This window comes from Pseudomonas sp. BN415, from assembly GCF_029871195.1.
Lineage (GTDB): Bacteria > Pseudomonadota > Gammaproteobacteria > Pseudomonadales > Pseudomonadaceae > Metapseudomonas > Metapseudomonas resinovorans.
This window is the reverse complement of the sequence record NZ_SSOK01000058.1, coordinates 59,953-79,307: the sequence shown is the minus strand read 5'-3', so window position 1 is coordinate 79,307 and position 19,355 is coordinate 59,953. Positions and strand designations below refer to the sequence as shown.

Genomic DNA, 19,355 nt, shown 5'->3' with positions numbered 1-19,355 from the left:
CGTCGGCTGATTTCAACAACGCATGGCCGAGTGCAGTAGTTTTTTGCCAGGCTGCTAGTCTTTTCAAGCCACTCAAGGAGGATCCCCATGGCTGAAAACCCCAGCATCCTGTCCCACATCTCGGTGGGCACCAACGACTTCGAGCGCGCCGTCGCCTTCTACGACAAGGTGCTGGCCACCCTGGACTGCAGACGCATCATGGAGCACCCCGGCGCCGTGGCCTACGGCCGCGAGTTCCCCGAGTTCTGGGTGCAGACACCCGTGGACGGCCGCCCGGCCAGCGTTGGCAATGGTGCCCACATTGGCTTCTTCGCCCCTAGCAAGGAGGCCGTGCTGGCTTTCTTCGAAGCAGCGCTGGATGCCGGCGGCAAGGGCGACGGTGAACCCGGTCCGCGTCCGGAATACGGCGATCCCTACTATGGCTGTTTCGTCCGCGACCTGGACGGCCACAAGATCGAAGCGACCTTCTGGGACATGGACCTGGATCAGGGCTACGAGCTGTACATCGAACCCCACGCTCACTGAGCGCCGGGGCGATAGCGTTGCGCGGCGCCCAGCACCCAACCTTCATCGATCATCTTCCCCAAGGCCTCGGCAATGGCCTGGCGCTGGGGCAGCAAAGACCGCTGGCGCGAGAAGCCGAGGAAAAGTTCGGTGCGTGCCGGTGGCCGATAAGCCAGTTTGACGATGCGCCCCGCCAGGGCCGGGTCGCGCAGCAATTCATAGTCCACCTGGCAGTCGGTGCCGATCACCAACTGCAGTCGTTTGTGACGCAGCATGTCCAGCAACTGCCCTTCACTGCCGACCCCGACCTTGCGCAAGGCCTTGTCGGAGTCGAAGGGTTCGAAGTAGGCCGAGCCCCGCACGAAACCGATGTCGTATTGGCCCAGCTGCGGATAGCCGGTGATGGTCTGGGCCAACTCCGGCAGGCTGTAGAAGCGCGGCGCGCAGGTGAAGTACGGGCGCTCCAGATAATCGATATAACGCTCGCGCTCTGGCGTCCGGGCAAGCCCGGTCATCAGATCCGCCGACCCCCGCTCCAGGGCAGCCAGCCCCCGCGACCAGGGCGCACGCTGTACTTCGAAGCGCAGCCCGGTACGGCGTTCCAGTTCGGCCAGCAGGTCCATGTCCAGGCCGCGCAATGCCCCCCCTTCTCCCGCAATGCGAAAGGGAGGCCAGTAGTCGGTCATCACCCGCAACGGTGCCTGGTCGTCTGCGTTTGCCAGGCCGGGAAGCAGTAGCACGCCCGCCAGCCAGAGTCGGCGACGCCGCGCTTTGGAGATAAAGGCCAGGAATGACCAGAGGACTACTCCCAGCTGCATGCTGGCTCCCGGATCAGTCTTGCAGTTCGTTATGAGTGCCATCGCAGCAAGGCGGTGTGTGGCTGTGTTTGCAGCCACAGAAATACAGGGTTTCGCTGACCTCTGCATGGAATTTGAGTGGCACCAGGCCACTACCCTTGTGAGACCCATCACAAAATGGCTGTTGCTGGCTTCGACCACAGCGACACCAGAAGTAATCCCGACCAGCGACCACCTCCACCTCGTAGGGGCCCTTTTGGGCGATACGCACTTCGCTGCTCACGGCAATCCTCCCGGGCGTGTCTGGCTTGGGCCGCAGCGGCGGCTCGGGTATGCTCGCCCTCTTCCAGCATAGATGCCTGCTCTTGCCGATGCCCCGAGTCCTGCGTTTTGCCCTGCTCAGCCTGTCGGTCCTAGTCATTGGCCTGGTCGCCCTGATCTTTGCACTGACGTGGCATCCCGCGGCCCGCGAACCTGCGCCACTGGCCTGCTTGGCCGAAGCGCCACAACTGCAGCCCGGCCAGGCACTCAAGGTGATGACCTGGAACCTGCAATACCTGGCTGGCAAGCGCTACGTCTTCTACTACGACCTCCCGGACGACAAAGGCCGGGACGAGCGCCCCACGCCCGAAGACCTGGCCTACAGCCTGGACGAGGTCGTGCGGGTGATACGCGAAGAGCAGCCGGATATCGTCAATCTCCAGGAACTGCACGAAGGCGCCCGCGCCACCGACTACCAGGACCAGTTGGCCCTGCTCCACGAGCGCCTGGCGGACCTCTACCCCTGCGCCAGCCAGGCCTTCTACTGGAAGGCCGCCTTCGTGCCGCATCCCCACATACTCGGCAGTGTCGGCATGAAGCTGGCGACCCTGAGCCGCTTCCGCATCGAGAGCGCCGAACGCCTGCAACTACCGCTGGAGGAGAACGATCCGGTCAGCCGCCAGTTCGACAAGAAGCGGGCCCTGCTGGTGAGCTACCTGCCGATACGCGGCGGTGGCCGCCTGGCGGCGATCAACACGCACCTGGATGCCCTGCCCGAGGACCAGAAAACCCTGAAACGTCAGCTCGCCATGACCCGAGGTTTGCTCGACCAGTTACAGAGCACGGGCCTGCCCTGGATCCTCACAGGTGACTTCAATCAACTCCCCCCAGGCCAGTACGAACGCCTGTCCGAAACCCAGCGACGCCGCTACACCCGCGACAGCGAACTGAAAGCGCTATGGGACCAGTACCCGATGATTCCCAACATCGAGGAAGCCGGCGGCGCATGGCAAACGCAGTGGTACACCCATTACCCCAACGACCCCGGGGTGAAAGGGCCGGACCGTACGCTGGACTACGTCTTCCACAGCCCCAGCTTGACCCGCATCGAAGCACGAGTACGCCAAGACGATACCCTGCGGATATCCGATCATTTACCGCTGATGGCCAGGTTCTTTCTGCCGTCGGTGCATTGAGGTGGTGCGGAGGTCGTCCGCCGAAGCCGCCAGTGGTCGCTGATCACTCTACGAGGCAGCCCTCTGGAGAAGCTGACGCCCCGCGGGCGAGCACTTCCCGATACAGTTTTGCCCAGCGCCGGCCCATCTCCTCGGCCGTGAAGAGCTCTCGATAACGCGCCTCGGCCTGCCCCCCCATCGCAGCCACCTCGGCAGGGTTCTCCCAGAGCCGGGTCATGGCTGTGCGGAACGCCTGAGGGTCACTGGGTGGCACGACCAGACCGGTTACGCCGGCGGCATTGATGTAACTGGTTCCTGTGCCTATTTCGCTGGAAATCATCGGCTTACCGTACATCGCACCTTCGAGCAGCGAGATGCCGAAAGCTTCGGAGCGCAAATGGGATGGGAAGACGATCGCCCGCGACAGCTGCAACAGGGCAACCTTGTCTTCCTCGTTCACGCGCCCGACGAAGCGCACGTGATGTTCTACCCCCAGGGCCGCCGCCTGGGCTTTCAGCTGCTTCTCCAACGGCCCAGCGCCCACGATTACGACGGGATAGCCGGTGCCGAGTTAATTCGGCGATGCAGCGACTATCCAGTCGGCTTGCGCGAGAAACCGGCAGGTACGTTTTGAAGAAATGCAGTACGCGCATTCAGCCCCTCACGGCCTGATGGTAGGTCGCGACGGTGATGTCCACACAACGCTGCCAGGTGAAGTTCTTGGCCCGACGGATGCCCAGGGCACTCAACCGCTGCCATTGCATATGGTCTTCGAGCAACCACGAGATCGCCTCGCTCGTGCCCTCGGCATTGCACAGCTCGGCATAGGTTCCAGCCGCCCCGGCGGCGGAACAACTTCAGGTTGAGGTCAGGCCGAGCGGCCCGCAAGGACCCAGGCCAGCCCCGCGACGTACTGGTTGACCTCCGTGCGCGGCGGTTGCGGGATGCTGATGCTATGGGCAATCCGCATGTTCGACTTCCACCACCGGTGACTGAGCTCGCACCGGGCGACGCAACGCCGCAACGACGCGTGATATCAGCTGCGCACTGGCCTCTCGCCAACCAATCCAGGTCCAGTCGGTGACACTGCGCTGCGCCGGGAAGGTGCCACTGCTCTCGAAGCGCTCGACCAGTTCGGCCAGACTTGCGGACCGGTCCAGATCGAAGTAGGCGACGAAATCCCCGCCGATCTCACGAAACACAGGAATGTCGCTGGCCATGACCGGCAACTGCCGTTGCATGGCTTCCACCAGGGGCAGACCAAAACCTTCGACGTAGGACGGGAACACCAATGCGCGCGCATGCGCGTAGGCATGTTCCAGGCCGTGATCATTGAGTTCGTTGAACATGAACAAGCGCCTGTTCCGCTCGGGATGCTTGCGAATTCGCTCCATCAGATCGTCGCACTTCCAGCCCACCCGCCCGATGATGCACAGCCGCGCCGCAGCCCCATTTGCCCACAGCCTCTCGAACGCATCCAGCAGGTACACATGGTTCTTGCGTGGTTCGATGGTGCTGACCATGAGGTACACCGGGTTACCGTCAGCGAACATCGCTAACAACGCCGGATCGAGCTCCGAGCGCTTGCTGGCCAGATCGAGTTCCGAACCCAGGTAGAAGTGCTCGAACCAGAGCATCTCGACCCACTCGGCGCCGCGACGGCGCTCGATCTCCGCGCGCACCTGGTCGCGAATCGTGGTGGAAATGCAGATAAAGCCGTCTGCCATTTCGGCAATCCAGTCGAACCAGCGATCGAACACCTTGACCAGGTTGTTATCGCAGAACTGTGGGTGGGTCAGCGGGATCAGGTCGTAAATCACTGAAATGATGCCCACGCCCTTAGCCTTTAGGCGTTCGGCAATTGGAAAGAAATCCGCGTGCCAGGACGAGTCGAGCAGCAACAGTTGGTCACCGGGTTGGATTTCCAGAGGAACCGAGCGTTGGGGAGCTTGATGCCGACGACTGAAGAAATTGGCAACGCGCAGCGGCAAGGTAATCCCAAGGCTGGCCAGCTTGCTGAGCACGAAAAGCACACGGCGCGCATTGTGCGAGCGCGTCATCGGCCAGCAGCGGTCCAGGCGCGCATGCCACATCCAGAAATCCAGGCGCGCTTGCTCCAGAGTCACACTCATGCGCGTGTGCCAGGGAAGCCCTCTCCCCGGCAGGGGAGCCAGGCTGAGCACCCGATGCATCCGCCCCTGCAGGAATACGACAGGAACGCACTCGACATCTTTGTGAATGTGCTCGAGTTGTCGGATCACATTGCGCACGACCCGTTGGATGCCCGAGTTCATATGGGGGTGTTCGAACACATAAGTGCATTCGACGAGCAGACGACTCATGAAAGGCCCTCTGGAACGGAAACAGGAGAAGCGCTGGCCGAACGACTGATACTGGTTCGCGCTTCCAGCCAGGAACAGCCGACGAAATCCTCCTGGCGCAGGTTGATGACGTGGAACACCAGGCCGTAGTCGCGCCACTCGTAGTTCCGGTCTAGGTGCGAGTCCAGGCGCGACAGGCAGAACGCCACGGAGTAGTTGCCCTTGCCCAGCCGCATGGGGAAGGCGAAGCGGTAGGTGATCCGCTCGCCGGCCACCAGGCCGTCCAGTGGCTGATCGACCCGGTGCGTATTGATCCCGTACATCGGCTGGCCGAAACGGTCCTTGATCATGAACCCGAGCACCAGGCGCTCGACCGGCTGGCGGATCTCTACCTTCACTTCCAGCTCGACCAGTTGCCCGACCTCGACCACTTCCAGTGGCTGGCCCTGCTCGTCAAGCAGACGAACATCAGCGATACCCGCCTCGCCGCTGCCGGAGATGGTGCGGACATTACCGTCGGCCAGCATTTCCTGGCGCACCGTGACGCGCTCGCGTTCGGCGAGCAGTGCGTTGTAGTAATCCATCACCGCTTCCGGATGGCCCTGCATGGCGACTCGCCCCTCATTGAGCAACACGGCGCGATCACAGATCGACTGGATCGCGCTGCGGTCGTGGGAAACGATCAGCAAGGTGGTACCGGCGCGGCGGAAGCTGCGAATGCGTTCAAAGCTCTTGTGCTGGAAGTAGGCATCACCTACCGACAGCGCCTCGTCCACGATCAGCACATCAGGGCGGCGCGCCGTGGCGACACTGAACGCCAGGCGCATCTGCATGCCGCTTGAGTAGGTGCGCACCGGCTGGTCGATGGCGTCGCCTATCTCGGCGAACTGTTCGACTTCCGGCATCATGGCCTGGATCTCCTCCACGGTCAGACCCAGCAACTGGCCGGCCATGAAGACGTTCTGCCGACCGGTGAATTCCGGGTGGAACCCCATGCCCAGTTCGAGCAGGGCCGCCACGCGGCCTTCGATCCGGATGTCACCGGTGGTCGGTTGCGTGGTCCCGGCGATCATCTTCAGCAGGGTGCTCTTGCCGGCACCGTTGACGCCGACAATACCGACGGCCTCCCCCGGGCTGATCTCGAACTCCACCCCTTGCAGGATCCAGTGAAGCGAGTGCCGCGGTCCCGAGAACGGCCACAGCCATTCGCGCAGGCGCGACCAGCGCGTCGGGTAATGCTTGTAGGCCTTGCCCAGGCCATTGACGCAGATCTTGCCCATCAGAGTTCATCCACCATTTCACCGGACCGCCCGCGGAACAAGGCGAGGCCAGCGGCGCACAGCAGCAGACTGATGACACAGAGCGGCATCAGGCTCGCCCAGTTCGGCCAGGCGCCCTTGAGGAACAATTCCTGGTAAGCCTGCATGAGCGCCGTCATCGGATTGAGGAACACCAGCCGCTGGATCGACTCCGGCAGTATCGATAATGGATAGACGATGGGGGTCAGCCAGAACCAGAACTGCAGGCCGATGCCGAAGAACTGGCCAACGTCGCGGAAGAACACGTTGAGTACGCCGAGTACCATGCCCAGCCCGGCAGCGAACAGCAGTTGAAGTAGCAGCAACACCGGCAATGTCAGCAGTGCGATGCCCGGCCAGCGTCCAGTGATGAGCAGGAAGCCGAGAAACAGCGCCAGGATGATTGCAAAGTTCACGCATGCATTGAGCAGCACGATCAGTGGCAGGCAAATCCGCGGGAAACTCAGTTTCTTCAGCAGGTTGGCGTTGTCCAGGAACATCGTCAGGCTACGCGTGGTGATCTCGCCGAACAGCCCCCAGGTCAGCAGGCCGGCGCAGAGATACACGCTGTAGGCCAAGCCGTCGTCCAGTCCTGGCAGGCGCGCACGCATGACCTGGGAAAAGATCACGGTGTAGACGACGATCATCGCCAGCGGGTTGAGTACCGTCCACAACGCACCGAGCAATGAGTTGCGGTAGCGCGCCTGGAACTCCCTCATGACGCTGCCAACGATGAATCCCCGATAGTTCCAGACTGAACGGATCACTTCGAACATCATCTAGCGGGCCCTGCCATACATATCCTCGAAGCGGACGATGTCGTCCTCCCCCAGGTACTCACCGCTCTGCACTTCGATCATCACCAGGTCGATAACCCCCGGATTCTCCAGGCGGTGCTTGTGCCCGGCCGGGATGTAGGTGGACTCATTGCTATTGACCAGGTGCGTGTCTTCGCCCGTGGTGACCTTGGCCATGCCCCGAACCACGATCCAGTGCTCGCTGCGGTGATGGTGCATCTGCAGCGACAGGGAGGCCCCCGGCTTGACCACGATCCGCTTGATCTTGAAGCGAGGGCCTTCCTCCAACACGGTGTAGGTGCCCCAGGGCCGGGCAACCGTGCGATGCAGACGGTAGGCCTCGTGCTCGCTATCCTTCAGCTGCTTGACCACCTTGCGGACATCCTGAGCGTGGTCGGCATGGGCGACCAGGATGGCGTCAGCGGTGTCGATCACAATCAGGTCACTGACCCCGACCGTGGCCACCAGCCGCTGGTCGCTCTGCACGTAGGTGCCGCGTGAATCGACGAAGATCGCGTTGCCAGCCGCCCGGTTGTTCTGTTCGTCCGGTTCAACCAGGGCGCTGAGCGCGCCCCAGGAACCGATGTCGCTCCAGTCGAACGCTGCCGGGATGACCGCCACCCGGTCGGAGCGTTCCATCAGCGCATAGTCGATGGAAATATCCGGTAAAGCTGCGAAATGCTCGGCATTGAGTTCCTGCTGGAGGATGCAGCCCAGCTCGTCGCTGGCGCTGGCGTGCAGGCAGTCGACCGCGCGGGCCAGCAGCTCTGGTGCATGACGTTCCAGTTCACCCAGCAGGGTTCCGACGCTGAAGCAGAACATCCCGGAATTCCACAGGAAACGCCCGCTTTCGAGGAAGTGCCTCGCCGTTTCCAGATCAGGCTTTTCGACGAATCGCTGGACCATGGAACCGCCCCGCTCGTCGATGGCCTCGCCTTTTTCGATATAGCCGAAACCGGTCTCCGGCGCGGTCGGTACCACGCCGAAGGTGACCAGGTAGCCTTCAGCCGCCAGCGCCGCCGCATGCTCCACGGCGCGGCCAAAGCTGCTGGTGTCGCGGATCAGATGGTCGGCCGGCATCACCACTAGGACAGCCGTGTCGTCATGGCGCTCGCGAAGGGTCAACGCGGCCATGGCGATCGCTGGCGCGGTGTTGCGTCCGACAGGCTCGAGGACGAAATGCCCACGCTGGCTGAGGCGAGCCGCCTGGAAGTGATCCTTGCTCTGGAAGTAGTAGTCACGGTTGGTCACCGTGACGATGTCACCGCCCTCCCTCAGTAGACCGGCGGCTCGATGGTAGGTCTTGTGCAGAAGCGTCTGGCCATCTGGAAGCACCATGAAGGGCTTCGGCTGACCTTCGCGAGATACCGGCCACAGGCGCGTGCCAGCGCCGCCGGAAAGAATGACGGGAATCAGCATGAACTACTCCTTGCTCACGCGACGCAGGTCGGCATCCACCATCATGTGGATCAGCGACTCGAGGCTGGTTTGCGGGCTCCAGCCCAATACACGCTCGGCCTTGCCGGGATTACCCAGCAGAACTTCGACTTCAGCCGGGCGGAAGAACGCAGGATCGATGACGACATGATCCTGGTATTTCAGTCCGACGTATTCGAAAGCGATCCTGCACATGTCACGCACAGTAGTGGTGACGCCTGTGGCCACGACGTAGTCGTCGGGCTTTTCCTGCTGCAGCATTCGCCACATGGCGTCTACATAGTCGCCGGCGAAACCCCAGTCGCGCTTGGCGTCGATGTTGCCCAGCCGGAGTTCACACTGTTTGCCCAGTTTGATCCGGGCAACGGCATCGGTGACCTTGCGGGTCACGAACTCGATGCCGCGCAGCGGTGACTCGTGGTTGAAGAGGATGCCGCTGGACGCGTGCAGGCCGAAGCTCTCGCGGTAGTTCACCGTGATCCAGTGGCCGTAGAGCTTGGCCACACCGTACGGGCTGCGCGGATAGAATGGCGTGCTTTCGTCCTGCCTTTCCGCCTGGATCAGGCCGAACATCTCGCTGGTGGACGCCTGATAGAAACGGGTCTCGGGGCTGAACTGGCGGATCGCCTCGAGCAGGTGCGTCACACCCAGACCGTCGACTATTCCAGTGGTGACGGGCTGGTCCCAGGAGCTGCCGACGAAGCTCTGCGCACCGAGGTTGTAGACCTCGTCGGGCTTCGCCTTGATCACGGCACGCTGCACGGAGCAGGCATCAGCCAGATCGCCGTCGAGATAGACCAGCTCCCCCTCGATCCCCAGTTCGCGCAGACGCCAGCGTGTATCGGTGCTGCGCCGGGCGACCAGGCCGTGGACGCGATAACCCTTTTCCAGAAGCAGTTTGGCGAGATAGGCGCCATCCTGGCCGGTAACCCCAGTAATCAGTGCATTTTTTGTCATTCTTGCAACACCCGTGTTTCCCAATCAGACAGCATCGTCTCGAGGGTTTGTCTTATCGTTATGGTCGGCTTCCAGCCTGTCGCCTGCTGCAGCTTGACGTTACTGGCACAAACCCGACGTTGTTCTGTGCGCCTTCTGGGCCAGCTTCAGCTCGACGCCCAAGCAATCCGCGAACCCCGTCGGGCACGGCCTGCAAGTGACGGATGACGGGCTGACCGAGTAAACCGCTAGCTCCGGTGACGAATAGTTTCCTAGGCAAGTTCACCTCTCGATGCTGTCTCGGTGGTCGACTGTACGGCGACGATCCGCTCCCCGGTGAAACGTTGCAGGCGACGGCGGGCGATTTCGGCCCCCTTGCGCCGCAGGGGCTGTTCAACCAGGCGGTAGTTCAGCTCGCTTCCGACCACCATGAACATGATGGAGGTGAGGACCAGCTCGACGGTGAAGGACTTGTCGAGTGTCAGGCCCTGTACCGTGGCGTAACGGGTCCACAACTCGACACTGAAGTGGTAGGCACAGACATGGATCACGTAGAGCGCATAGGAGCGCGAACCGAGCCATTCGAGCGGCTTTGACAGCAGCGGAGGGCAAAACAGATAGCCCTGCTGGTAGCTGGCTATCCACACCAGTACCAGCGACACCAACGCGACCAACCCCACTGCGACAGGCACGGCGATCATCTGCCCCGGAATAGCGCCCAGCAGGTAGAACAGCACCAGCATCAGGCCCAGGCGCCACCAGGCACTCTCTCCTAGGAAGGTGGGTTCGAACTGACGGAACAGCGGGGTACGGCTGAACAGGCAGAGCAACACCCCCCACATCATGGCGTCGAGACGGAACGAGGTGAGCATGGCGCTGGTGGGCGTGCCGAAGGGATTGCGATCCAGGCCGAACTGCACCGCGATCAATAGCAGCAGGACAATGACCCGCCAGCGCGTCGAGGTCACCAGCAGCAGGAATAGAGGGAAGAGGAAATAGAACTGCTCTTCCAGGGCCAGGCTCCAGTACACCGAGTTGGGTCCGAGAATCGCGCCGTACTGGTTGGCCAGGTTGCCGCTGAAAGTCGCCACCGCGGTGAAGCTGCGCAGGTTGTCGAACCAGGAGCCAAAGATGCCGGTCTGGTTGAACAGGATCGACAACGCCAGGGGAATCAGTATCCATAGCCAAGCCGTCGGCAGCAGGCGATAGAGCCGGCGTAGCCAGAAACTCTGGGCGGCAACTCCAAAATGGCCCTGCTGCCGGTGCTGGTCGAAATAGTCGAGGTAAGCCTTGCTCACGACATAACCAGAAATGCAGAAGAACAGATCGACGCCGGTCCAAGGCATGTAAACGCTGAACAACGAATTGAAGAAGGTCTGATGGAACGGCAACAAGACCGGCAAATGGGAGAGCAGCGTCAACCCCACTGCGAGTGCACGCAGGTACTCGATCTCGATGTTTTTTCCGTTACTCATACGTGCTACCTGTCAGACCGGCTTGCGAGCGATGATCGCTTGGCTCTTGGGCATAGCCCGATCAAGCGCTTGTTTGATACGGGGACCGTCCTCCATCGACAGCAGCATGTTCCAGGTGCGGGTCCAGCTATCCAGCAGCGGGTGCCAGGGCGGCGACAGGTCCTGCTTGCAGGCCCAGAAAAAGAACCACCAGACCGACCAGTAGAATCCGTACTGGGCCTTGCGCTCGATCACCAGGCCGGCTTCCTCGATCAAGCGCTCGAACTCATCGCGCTGGAATACCCGGATGTGATTCGGATGCTCAAAGTAGGCGGGCGGGGCCAGGTCTTTCTGGACACTCTCGCCCAGCGGATCGGGAACCGTGATCAAGTACTGCGCGCCAGGACGGCCGACCCGCACCAATTCGCTCATGAACTGGCGGGGATCTTCGACATGTTCGAGCACCTCCATCGCCACGATCTTGCTGACCCGCCCATCGGGTAGCGGGATCGGATTGGCATTGGTGACCAGCGGCGTCATCGCGCGTGCGGGAGAACCCTGGAGCGCCCGCTCCACCGCCGCGACCTTGTCGGCGTCGATATCAGCAAAGATCACTTCAGCGCCGCGCTGGGCGCAGAACTGTACGAAGGGACCATCGCCGCAACCAATGTCCAGCACAGAGTCTTCCGCACAGATAGGGAAGCCTTCGAACAGCTCGTTGCTCTCCTGACGGAACCACCCGCTCAGCGAGGTATCGGCAAGCGTCGACAAGTCGACGTTGTCGGCATTGGCGGGGGGGACGGCCTCCGCAACGGGTTCAGCAACGGGTTCAGCAACGGGCTCCGCCACGGGGGCCGCCGCACGTCCTGACAAGCGCTTGAGGATCTCCAGCATCTCAGCTCCTGGATAACTGCTTTCGAGTTGAGCGAACGGCGCGCAGGCCAGCCGCTATCAGGTGTGCGCGCCAGTGGCGCTCTCCATGCATCGTCATTCCGGCTCCGGCTGCTTTCATGGACAAGCGTCGAGTGGCTTGCGTGCCAGGATGATCTGGGTCTTGGGCAGCATCCGGTCGAGTCCTTCGCGCAGCACATCGCCGCCAGGCAAATGGATCGCGCGATGCCACAGGGTCGCCCAGTCATCGAGCAGCACATGGTGCGGCGGCGCCAGCTGGTCATGCGTTGCGCCGTCGAAGGAACGCCCCTCCGCGCGGGCAAGCGTCCAGTAGAGCATCATCCACAGCGTCCAGTAGAAACCGTAGGAATGCCGTGATTCGATCACCAATCCGGCGTCAGTCACCAACTGGGCGAATGCTGCCTCGGAGAACACGTTGATGTGGTTCGGTGCCTGAAAATGCGCGGCGGGCGCCAACGGGCGCTGCAATTCCTCGCTCACCTGCGCCGGAACCGAAAGGAAGTACAGCGCGCCTGGCTGGCCGACACGGAACAGCTCGCGCAGGATCGCGCCCGGCTGCTCTACATGCTCGAGCATTTCCAGCGCCACGACCCGGCTAGCCTCTCCATCCGCCACCGGCAGCGGCAGGCTGTCGGAAACCCAACCCTCAACCTTGCGCGCGCCACTGTCTCTGACTCGTTCTTCTAAGGCCGCGATCTTGCCTGCGTCGGAGTCGGTGAAGATCACGTGGGCACCGCGTCGAGCACAGAACAGAGTGGCACCGCCAGCGCCACAGCCCACATCCAGCACCACGTCGTCGGGGCTGATCGGAAAGCCGCGGAACAATTCATTGCTGTGGTTCTGGAACCAGCCGGCCATGACCGCATCCACCAATCCACAATCCAGGGAGCGGACCCGCTCGTCGGTGGGCAGCGGATCAGGCCCGGCGAGTCGCCGTCCCAGTTTTCGCAGCCAGGATCTGAACAGACTCATGCACAGGCCTCCGCACGGCGATCGATGAACGCTAACAGCCGTTCCTTGGCCGTCGCTCGGGAACAGTGCGCATGCATGCGCTCAATGGCCGTGGCGGCCATGTGCTGGTACCGCTCAGGAGTATCGATGTAGCAACGATATGCATCGCGATAGGCCTTCACCAGGGAGGCCCAGTCAATCTGGTGGCGAAGGGTACGGTAGGCCAGGCGAGGATCATGCGGCCAAGCGGTTGCGTCCAGCCAGGTATCAACGACGAAGGCCACCTGATCGTCAATGTAATCCGCCATCGCCGAATGCTGCGGTGCCACCGCAGGCTTGCCGCAACTGAGAAACTCCATCAGCGGCAGGCACTGCCCTTCGCCGTGGGACGCATTGATGACGAACGCGGTCGAACGGACCAACTGATCGTAATCGGCGCGTTCAAGGAATCCATGCAACAGAACGACACGACACTTGAATGCCGGCATTCGGGCCATACACATCAGCATGTCGTTCATGGCCGATTGATAGTCACGGTGTCCGAGCTTGAACAGCAGCGTGGCATCGGGGGTATCGCGGAACGCGCTACAGAACGCAGTTAGCATGTCGACCCAGTTCTTGCGGCCGTCATAGGGGTTGAAAACCGCCGTGAACACCACGCCGCTGAGTTGCAGGCTGTACTCGGCCGGTGACCAGACGGGCATTTCGGCGACCTCGCCGGGAACCTCGGGCAGTCCGCCCGGCTCTACCGGGTTGATCGGCTCCAGTGGTACGTCCACTTTCTCAGGCTCGACTCCTACCGCCGGAGCGCCTCGCGAAGGCCGCAGAAGGTCAAGAAATACCAGTCGGTACCACTCGACCAGATAGCGCACGGTAATGCGCACACGCGATTGCGGAGCGGCCAAGGGCACGGCAGACGGCACGGGGGCCTCCTGCGGACGAGCCGCGCGCTCACGCTCGCGGGCGCTGGCGACCGCCCTGGCCACAGCGTCGACATTGGGGATGTAGGGTGTAAGAGACAGGTCGTGGCTATCCAACAACACACCCGAGGCCACCTGGATGCGGCTCTCCATGTGCTGCGCCGGAGCGGTATCACGGATACCGGCATATCGGTCCCAAACGGGCGCTGGAATCGACACCACCGGGAAGTCCTCCCCCAGCTCTGCGCGGGCCGCCTGCACGGTCAGTTGCGAATGGGTGATGGCCTGTCCACATTCGGCAAGCACGGTTGCCCAGTTCTGTCGTTCATCGTCGAGCCAGGACTGGTTCGGAATGGAATCGAACTCCCAGGCGAAGACCGGGATGGTTGGGCAACGCAGTCCCGCCGGGGTCTTGTGCGGAGGCGTGAAGCAAAGGAAAAGGCAGTTCTCATTGCGTGCGCACGCCTCGTCATAGAGCGGATCGACCTCGCTCAAAGGCTGCTCCACCACAATGACCTCGCCCAGTTCCTGGAGGACCGGGAGGAACTCCTTCAATACGAAGTAATAGCTGTAGTCGGGAAGCCCCAGGCTGCTGGCGATCTGCGCCGCACCAACTTCGGAGTAAACCAGGAGCCTCATCTGGCCACGCTCCGGACTCGGGTTTCGACGCCAAGCGAGTCATCGACCACCTGTTCGAAGAACGCGCCGAGCGCATCGGTCACTGGCATGAAGGCGCAGAACGCTTTCATTCGCCTCAACGCTGCAGCGGACAGCTTCTGGTAACCGCTGGCGTCGTCCCTGGCCAGGGCATAGCTGGCCCGGAAGGCCTCCATCAGGGACTGCCAATCAAGGCGATAGCGGTGGGTGGAGAGCATCCCGGTCGGGTCATGCGGCCAGCAGGTGGGCTCCAGCGCCCCCCGCACGAGGAAAGCCAGACTCGAGTCCAGATAATCCGCCATTGCCGTATGCCGCGGCGCCAGGGCAGGTTTGCCGGCGCAGAGAAACTCCATCAAAGGAAGACACAGCCCCTCGCAGGACGAGGCGTTAACGTAATAGTCGCTGGCGTCCACCAGTTGGCGGTACTGGTCATCCTCCAGAAAACCGTGGAGCACCACCACGCGACAGGAGAAAGGCGCCAGGCGCGAGAGCAAGGTCATCAGCACTACCCGGTAATACTCCAGGTTGTGGTGCGTCATCTTCACCACCAGCGTGGCGCCACGCTCGTCGCGGAAAGCCCAGCAGAAGGCGGTGATCAGGTCGATCCAGTTCTTGCGGCCGTCAGCCGGATTGAGCACGGTCGTGTAGACCACGCCCTCGACCTGCAGGTTGGTGGTCGTGACGGCCACGGGAGGCGGCGCTATGACGGCCACGGGCTCCTTGACGTTCCTGGGTCGCCTGGTGAACTCCAGCCACCAGTCGGAAAACAGGACCTGACTGATGCGACGGTATTCCGCCCAGCGCGATACCACCACCGGTTCGGAAACCTGCTCGATCCCCGGTTGCGCCACGGCCTCGACAACCGGTTCGGGAGCAGCGGCCGGCTCCATTTTGCGCACCAGCCCATCAGCACTCAGGCCGAGGATTGGGCTGTCGATGATCACGCCGGAAAAAGAGAAATGGCGAGGACTTTGTAGAGGCAACTGGCCCTGGTGACGCTCGTGCTCGCCGAAACGCTCCCATACAGGGGCGGGGGCGGCGAGGACCGGCAACCGGCCCTGCGTCGCCGCACGGACCAGCTCGGCGGCCTCGCTACTGGTGGCGATGCAACCCTGGATACGCTCGAAGACGTAGTGCCAGTCATTACGCGGGTCGCCCTCCCAGGGCATGTCGGGAATGCTGTCGAACTCCCAGGCGAATACCGGCACGGTCGGGCAGCGCAGGCCCAATGGCGTCTGCTGGGGCGGGCTGAAGCTGAGGAAGATGACCTTGCGTCCCTGAGCACTGTGCAGGTCGTAGAGGGCGTCGACTTCGTCCAGGCTCTTGACCTCGACGACAGTGCCCAATCGCTGCAGTGCCGGAATGAACTCCTTCATCAGGAAGAAGTAGCTGTATTCAGGCTTGCCAAGCGAGTGCTGGATGCTTTCCTGATTGATCTTGGAGCCGATGAGAATGAGCGTATTCATAGTACTTCCGCAGAATCCGTCCTGCGCCACTCTTATTGTTGTTCAGGCCTGTGAATGACCTGTCATAGGGAATAGCTGCGCATACCAACAGTTCTTGGCCGCTCTGGCAAGGGCCAAACAGCTGACTGAAGAGTCGCGTGATAGCAGGAAGCGGCAGCAGCCGGAACTAAGGAACCGACACACCAGCGCGCGCCCAAAGCGTGACTTACAAGTACCGCCCGCGAACTGGAATCGCTCCTGGCTCAACCCATTTCACCGACCGGCATTGCAGATAAACCAGCTAGTCTCGATGCGCACTGGCGCAGTGAATCAGGCACTTCTGAAACCAGCACCTCCAAGCCAGACGCTACTCCATAGGCCGGATAGCCCACAGCAGCTGCCAAGCAGCAAACTTAGGCTCACTTCCTCGGCTTTGCCCGCGCGGTCGGCTCGGCTACCAGGGGATCATCCGGCCAGTAGTGCTTGGGGTAACGTCCCTTGAGGTCCTTTTTCACGTCCGTGTAGGTGTTGCGCCAGAAGCTGGCCAGATCCTGGGTCACCTGCACCGGACGCTGAGCCGGAGAAAGCAGGTGCAGTTTGACGACCTGGCGGCCAGCGGCGATGCGGGGGGTATCAGCAAGGCCGAACAGCTCTTGCAAACGCACGGCCAGCACCGGCATATCATCGCTGTAGTCCACTCGGATGCGTGAACCGGAGGGTACCTCCAGGGTACGTGGCGCCAGTTCGTCGAGGCGTTGCGGTAGCGGCCAGGGCAGCAGGCTCAGAAGGATGCCGGCAAGGTCGAGGTTGGCAAAGTGGCTGAGGCGGCTGACCTTGCCCAGCCAGGGCTGCAGCCAGTCTTCCAGGCTGGCCAGCAGGGCGCCGTCGGAGAGGTCCGGCCACTCGCTGTTGCCCTTGTCGGCAAGGTCGAGGCGGCGCAGCAGCGCTACGCGCGCCTGCCACTGACGCAGCTCCGGGGTCCAAGGCAACAGCTCAAGCCCCTTGCGTCGCACCAGGCCGAGCAGCGCTCGCGAACGGGACTCTTCGTCCAGTGTGGCCAAGGCCTCTCGTGCCAGTACCAGTTCGCCGACTCTGATCTGCCTTTCGGCACGCAGCACGCCTTCGCGTTCGTCCCAGTCCAGCAAGTCCTGATGGCTCACCTGCTCGGCCAAAGGTCCGTCGAACAGCACCGGGTCGAGATCGGCGGCCAGGTAGATGCGCTCTTCGCGCTGGCCCTGACGGCTGCCGAGGTCGGCGATCACCAGCCAAGGCTCCTTCATCAACGCATCCGGCTCACCGAACGTGGCCGCTCGACCATTGGCCAGGCGGTAGTCGGCGCCGCCTGGTCGACGTTGCTGGGCGATACGGTCGGGGTAGGCGAAGGCCAGCAGGCACCCGAGCCAGCGCGGGTGATCCGGGTCGGCCACGGGGTCACTGGCCGGGCCACGCAGATACGAGCGGAACTGTCGCGCCAGTTGGCGGGCTCGCTGCACGCCGCCGCGAGCAGCGCGAGCGGCCCGATCGCCACCAGCCAGGAGGGCGAGGCGGCTATGTAGATCAGCACCGCCGCCGCGCAGGATGTCGCGTTCGCCCAGCAGCGCCGCGAGGTCACAAGCCAGGGCGCCGAGTCCCAGGGCTTGGCCACGCAGCAACAGATGGGCAATGCGCGGATGGGCAGGCAGCTCGGCCATGGCCTGGCCGTGGCGGGTCAGGCTGCCGTCCTCAGCCAGAGCGCCGAGGCGTTGCAGCAGATCACGTCCCTGGGCATAGGCGGCACTGGGCGGCGGGTCGAGCCAGGCCAGTTCATTGGGGTCTCCAACGCCCCAGCGCGCCAGTTGCAGCGCCAGGCTGGCGAGGTCGGCCTGGAGGATTTCCGCGCTGCCGTGGGCGGCCAGCTGTTCGTGCTGGGCCTCGGACCAGAGGCGATAGCAGGCACCCGGCTGCAGGCGCCCCGCACGGCCGGCGCGCTGGGTCGCAGAGGCGCGGGAAATCCGCTGGGTGTCCAGGCGCGTCATGCCGCTGGCCGGGTCGAAACGCGGCACCCGCTCAAGGCCGGCGTCCACCACGACGCGCACACCATCGATGGTCAGGCTGGTTTCGGCAATGTTGGTGGCCAGCACCACCTTGCGCCTGCCCGCCGGGGCTGGCTCGATGGCGGCGCGCTGGGCCGCCAGGTCCATCTCGCCGTGAAGCGGGCAAAGCAGGATGTCGGGGCGTCCGTCGAGACGCTCTGCCAATTGCTCGGCGACGCGACGGATCTCCGCCTGGCCGGGGAGGAACACGAGCAGGCTGCCGGGCTCGTCGGCCATGGCCTGAAGCACGGTCTGCACAACCTTTGGCTCGAGTGCCTCCCCCGGCTGGCTGGGTCGGCCCCAACGCTGCTCCACCGGGAACATGCGACCCTCGCTGCGGACCACCGGAGCCTCATCCAATAGACGCGACAGACGCTCGCCTTCCAGGGTGGCGGACATCAGCAGCACCTTCAGCGGCGGATCGTCGCGTAGCAGGGCGCGTCCGTTCAGGCAAAACGCCAGGGCAAGGTCTGCATCGAGGCTGCGCTCGTGGAACTCGTCGAAGATCACCAAGCCGACGCCTTCCAGCGCCGGGTCGTCCTGCAGGCGGCGCGCAAGGATGCCCTCGGTAACCACCTCGATACGGGTGCGCGGGCCGACCTTGGATTCCATACGGATGCGGTAACCAACGGTTTCGCCCACCGTCTCACCCCGCTCGCTCGCCAGACGCTCAGCAGCGGCGCGGGCAGCCAGGCGGCGGGGCTCCAGCATCAGGATGCTCTGTCCGGCCAGCCAGGGCTCGTCCAGCAACGCCAGCGGCACGCGCGTGGTCTTGCCGGCCCCGGGCGGCGCCTCCAGCACGGCTTCGTTGCGAGATTGCAGGGCGGCGCGCAAGGCGGGCAGGACGGCATCGATGGGTAACGGATTCATGGGCGCTCCAGACTGGCGCGAAAGTATACCGGCGAACTGCCAGTTCCTTGCCGGGGTCTTAGCTATGTCAGGCAGTTTTGCAACAACAGCCTTGATATAGTTGCGATCTTTCGACCAGGAGATGCTTATGCGCATTGCTTCCCGTTGGATCGGCGGCGCCGTCGCCGCCGCCCTGTTCACCCAGCTCACCGCCTGCGGCACCCTGTTCTACCCGGATCGTCGCGGCCAGATCGAAGGCAAGATCGACCCGGCCGTAGCAGCCATGGATGCCATCGGCATTCTCTTCTTCGTGATCCCTGGCCTGATCGCCTTCGCCGTCGACTTTGCCACCGGGGCCATCTACCTGCCCGAGGGCCAGAATGCCCAGGTCGCCCCTGAGAAGCTCCAGGAGGCCATCGGTGCCGACGGCAAGATCGACCCGGTACGCCTGAAATCGATCATCGCCCGCGAAACCGGCCATGACCTGCCGCTGGACAACCCGCAATTGCTTCAGCGCAGCGGCAACCTGCAGCAACTGGCCACCCTGGGCTTGCGCCCAGCCGCCTGAA

The 19,355-nt window shown here is 63.0% G+C and carries 17 protein-coding genes and 1 pseudogene; 3 read left to right on the top strand and 15 right to left on the bottom strand.

Features of this window, described 5'->3' with window-relative positions; genetic code table 11:
* The first annotated feature begins 87 nt into the window (after positions 1-87).
* A complete protein-coding gene (locus E8F20_RS16905; RefSeq protein WP_280284751.1) occupies positions 88-525 on the top strand; it encodes a VOC family protein in 438 nt (145 codons plus the stop codon).
* On the opposite strand, the gene E8F20_RS16900 is transcribed toward E8F20_RS16905, so the two are convergent.
* Positions 519-1,322 carry a transporter substrate-binding domain-containing protein gene (locus E8F20_RS16900; RefSeq protein WP_280284750.1) on the bottom strand — a complete coding sequence of 268 codons (804 nt, stop codon included), beginning with the start codon at positions 1,320-1,322 and terminating at the stop codon, positions 519-521. The genes E8F20_RS16905 and E8F20_RS16900 overlap by 7 nt on opposite strands.
* A gap of 13 nt (positions 1,323-1,335) precedes the next feature.
* Positions 1,336-1,584, bottom strand: coding sequence for a CDGSH iron-sulfur domain-containing protein (locus E8F20_RS16895; RefSeq protein WP_081668109.1), 249 nt, complete (start codon positions 1,582-1,584; stop codon positions 1,336-1,338).
* A 49-nt stretch (positions 1,585-1,633) separates the two neighbouring features.
* Between E8F20_RS16895 and E8F20_RS16890 the strand changes: the two genes are divergently transcribed.
* Positions 1,634-2,758, top strand: coding sequence for an endonuclease/exonuclease/phosphatase family protein (locus E8F20_RS16890; RefSeq protein ID WP_280284749.1), 1,125 nt, complete (start codon positions 1,634-1,636; stop codon positions 2,756-2,758).
* A 43-nt stretch (positions 2,759-2,801) separates the two neighbouring features.
* Here the strand turns inward: E8F20_RS16890 and E8F20_RS16885 are convergent.
* The 13 genes and pseudogenes from E8F20_RS16885 to hrpB form a co-directional block, all read right to left on the bottom strand.
* Positions 2,802-3,305, bottom strand: a pseudogene (locus tag E8F20_RS16885) (glycosyltransferase); the annotation flags it as partial.
* Positions 3,306-3,390: 85 nt separating this feature from the next.
* Positions 3,391-3,516, bottom strand: a complete 126-nt coding sequence (locus tag E8F20_RS16880) for a hypothetical protein (RefSeq protein ID WP_280284748.1) — start codon at positions 3,514-3,516, stop codon at positions 3,391-3,393.
* 174 nt (positions 3,517-3,690) lie between these two features.
* Positions 3,691-5,079, bottom strand: a complete 1,389-nt coding sequence (locus E8F20_RS16875; RefSeq protein WP_280284747.1) for a glycosyltransferase family 1 protein — start codon at positions 5,077-5,079, stop codon at positions 3,691-3,693.
* Positions 5,076-6,338, bottom strand: a complete 1,263-nt coding sequence (locus E8F20_RS16870; RefSeq protein WP_280284746.1) for an ABC transporter ATP-binding protein — start codon at positions 6,336-6,338, stop codon at positions 5,076-5,078. Before E8F20_RS16870 ends, E8F20_RS16875 begins: the two co-directional genes overlap by 4 nt.
* Positions 6,338-7,135 carry an ABC transporter permease gene (locus tag E8F20_RS16865; RefSeq protein ID WP_280284745.1) on the bottom strand — a complete coding sequence of 266 codons (798 nt, stop codon included), beginning with the start codon at positions 7,133-7,135 and terminating at the stop codon, positions 6,338-6,340. The genes E8F20_RS16870 and E8F20_RS16865 overlap by 1 nt, the downstream gene beginning before the upstream one ends.
* Positions 7,136-8,572, bottom strand: coding sequence for a mannose-1-phosphate guanylyltransferase/mannose-6-phosphate isomerase (locus tag E8F20_RS16860; protein WP_280284744.1), 1,437 nt, complete (start codon positions 8,570-8,572; stop codon positions 7,136-7,138). It abuts the gene before it with no gap.
* Between the two features lie 3 nt (positions 8,573-8,575).
* Positions 8,576-9,547 carry a GDP-mannose 4,6-dehydratase gene (locus E8F20_RS16855; protein WP_280284743.1) on the bottom strand — a complete coding sequence of 324 codons (972 nt, stop codon included), beginning with the start codon at positions 9,545-9,547 and terminating at the stop codon, positions 8,576-8,578.
* A gap of 251 nt (positions 9,548-9,798) precedes the next feature.
* Positions 9,799-11,001: an acyltransferase gene (locus E8F20_RS16845; RefSeq protein WP_280284742.1), complete on the bottom strand. Its 1,203-nt coding sequence runs from the start codon at positions 10,999-11,001 to the stop codon at positions 9,799-9,801.
* A gap of 12 nt (positions 11,002-11,013) precedes the next feature.
* The gene (locus E8F20_RS16840) at positions 11,014-11,874 is read right to left on the bottom strand and encodes a class I SAM-dependent methyltransferase (RefSeq protein ID WP_280284741.1); all 861 of its coding nucleotides are present in this window, start codon (positions 11,872-11,874) and stop codon (positions 11,014-11,016) included.
* A gap of 114 nt (positions 11,875-11,988) precedes the next feature.
* Positions 11,989-12,864: a class I SAM-dependent methyltransferase gene (locus E8F20_RS16835; protein WP_280284740.1), complete on the bottom strand. Its 876-nt coding sequence runs from the start codon at positions 12,862-12,864 to the stop codon at positions 11,989-11,991.
* Positions 12,861-14,402, bottom strand: coding sequence for a glycosyltransferase (locus tag E8F20_RS16830; RefSeq protein WP_280284739.1), 1,542 nt, complete (start codon positions 14,400-14,402; stop codon positions 12,861-12,863). Before E8F20_RS16830 ends, E8F20_RS16835 begins: the two co-directional genes overlap by 4 nt.
* Complete coding sequence (locus tag E8F20_RS16825; RefSeq protein ID WP_280284738.1) at positions 14,399-15,886, bottom strand: glycosyltransferase; 1,488 nt, start codon at positions 15,884-15,886, stop codon at positions 14,399-14,401. Before E8F20_RS16825 ends, E8F20_RS16830 begins: the two co-directional genes overlap by 4 nt.
* A gap of 398 nt (positions 15,887-16,284) precedes the next feature.
* Positions 16,285-18,807 (bottom strand): ATP-dependent helicase HrpB, encoded by a 2,523-nt coding sequence (hrpB, locus tag E8F20_RS16820; protein WP_280284737.1) that lies wholly within the window; start codon positions 18,805-18,807, stop codon positions 16,285-16,287.
* Positions 18,808-18,934: 127 nt separating this feature from the next.
* Here hrpB and E8F20_RS16815 point away from each other — a divergent pair, with 127 nt between their 5' ends.
* Positions 18,935-19,354, top strand: coding sequence for a polyribonucleotide nucleotidyltransferase (locus tag E8F20_RS16815; RefSeq protein WP_280284736.1), 420 nt, complete (start codon positions 18,935-18,937; stop codon positions 19,352-19,354).
* The last annotated feature ends 1 nt before the right edge of the window (position 19,355 follow it).

What these genes read in the sequence shown, in the direction of transcription:
- E8F20_RS16905 (WP_280284751.1), top strand. Translation starts at nt 88, where the DNA reads ATGGCTGAAAACCCCAGCATCCTGTCCCACATCTCGGTGGGCACCAAC.
- E8F20_RS16900 (WP_280284750.1), bottom strand. Translation starts at nt 1,322, where the DNA reads ATGCAGCTGGGAGTAGTCCTCTGGTCATTCCTGGCCTTTATCTCCAAA.
- E8F20_RS16890 (WP_280284749.1), top strand. Translation starts at nt 1,634, where the DNA reads ATGCTCGCCCTCTTCCAGCATAGATGCCTGCTCTTGCCGATGCCCCGA.
- E8F20_RS16875 (WP_280284747.1), bottom strand. Translation starts at nt 5,079, where the DNA reads ATGAGTCGTCTGCTCGTCGAATGCACTTATGTGTTCGAACACCCCCAT.
- E8F20_RS16870 (WP_280284746.1), bottom strand. Translation starts at nt 6,338, where the DNA reads ATGGGCAAGATCTGCGTCAATGGCCTGGGCAAGGCCTACAAGCATTAC.
- E8F20_RS16865 (WP_280284745.1), bottom strand. Translation starts at nt 7,135, where the DNA reads ATGATGTTCGAAGTGATCCGTTCAGTCTGGAACTATCGGGGATTCATC.
- E8F20_RS16860 (WP_280284744.1), bottom strand. Translation starts at nt 8,572, where the DNA reads ATGCTGATTCCCGTCATTCTTTCCGGCGGCGCTGGCACGCGCCTGTGG.
- E8F20_RS16855 (WP_280284743.1), bottom strand. Translation starts at nt 9,547, where the DNA reads ATGACAAAAAATGCACTGATTACTGGGGTTACCGGCCAGGATGGCGCC.
- E8F20_RS16845 (WP_280284742.1), bottom strand. Translation starts at nt 11,001, where the DNA reads ATGAGTAACGGAAAAAACATCGAGATCGAGTACCTGCGTGCACTCGCA.
- E8F20_RS16840 (WP_280284741.1), bottom strand. Translation starts at nt 11,874, where the DNA reads ATGCTGGAGATCCTCAAGCGCTTGTCAGGACGTGCGGCGGCCCCCGTG.
- E8F20_RS16835 (WP_280284740.1), bottom strand. Translation starts at nt 12,864, where the DNA reads ATGAGTCTGTTCAGATCCTGGCTGCGAAAACTGGGACGGCGACTCGCC.
- E8F20_RS16830 (WP_280284739.1), bottom strand. Translation starts at nt 14,402, where the DNA reads ATGAGGCTCCTGGTTTACTCCGAAGTTGGTGCGGCGCAGATCGCCAGC.
- E8F20_RS16825 (WP_280284738.1), bottom strand. Translation starts at nt 15,886, where the DNA reads ATGAATACGCTCATTCTCATCGGCTCCAAGATCAATCAGGAAAGCATC.
- hrpB (WP_280284737.1), bottom strand. Translation starts at nt 18,807, where the DNA reads ATGAATCCGTTACCCATCGATGCCGTCCTGCCCGCCTTGCGCGCCGCC.
- E8F20_RS16815 (WP_280284736.1), top strand. Translation starts at nt 18,935, where the DNA reads ATGCGCATTGCTTCCCGTTGGATCGGCGGCGCCGTCGCCGCCGCCCTG.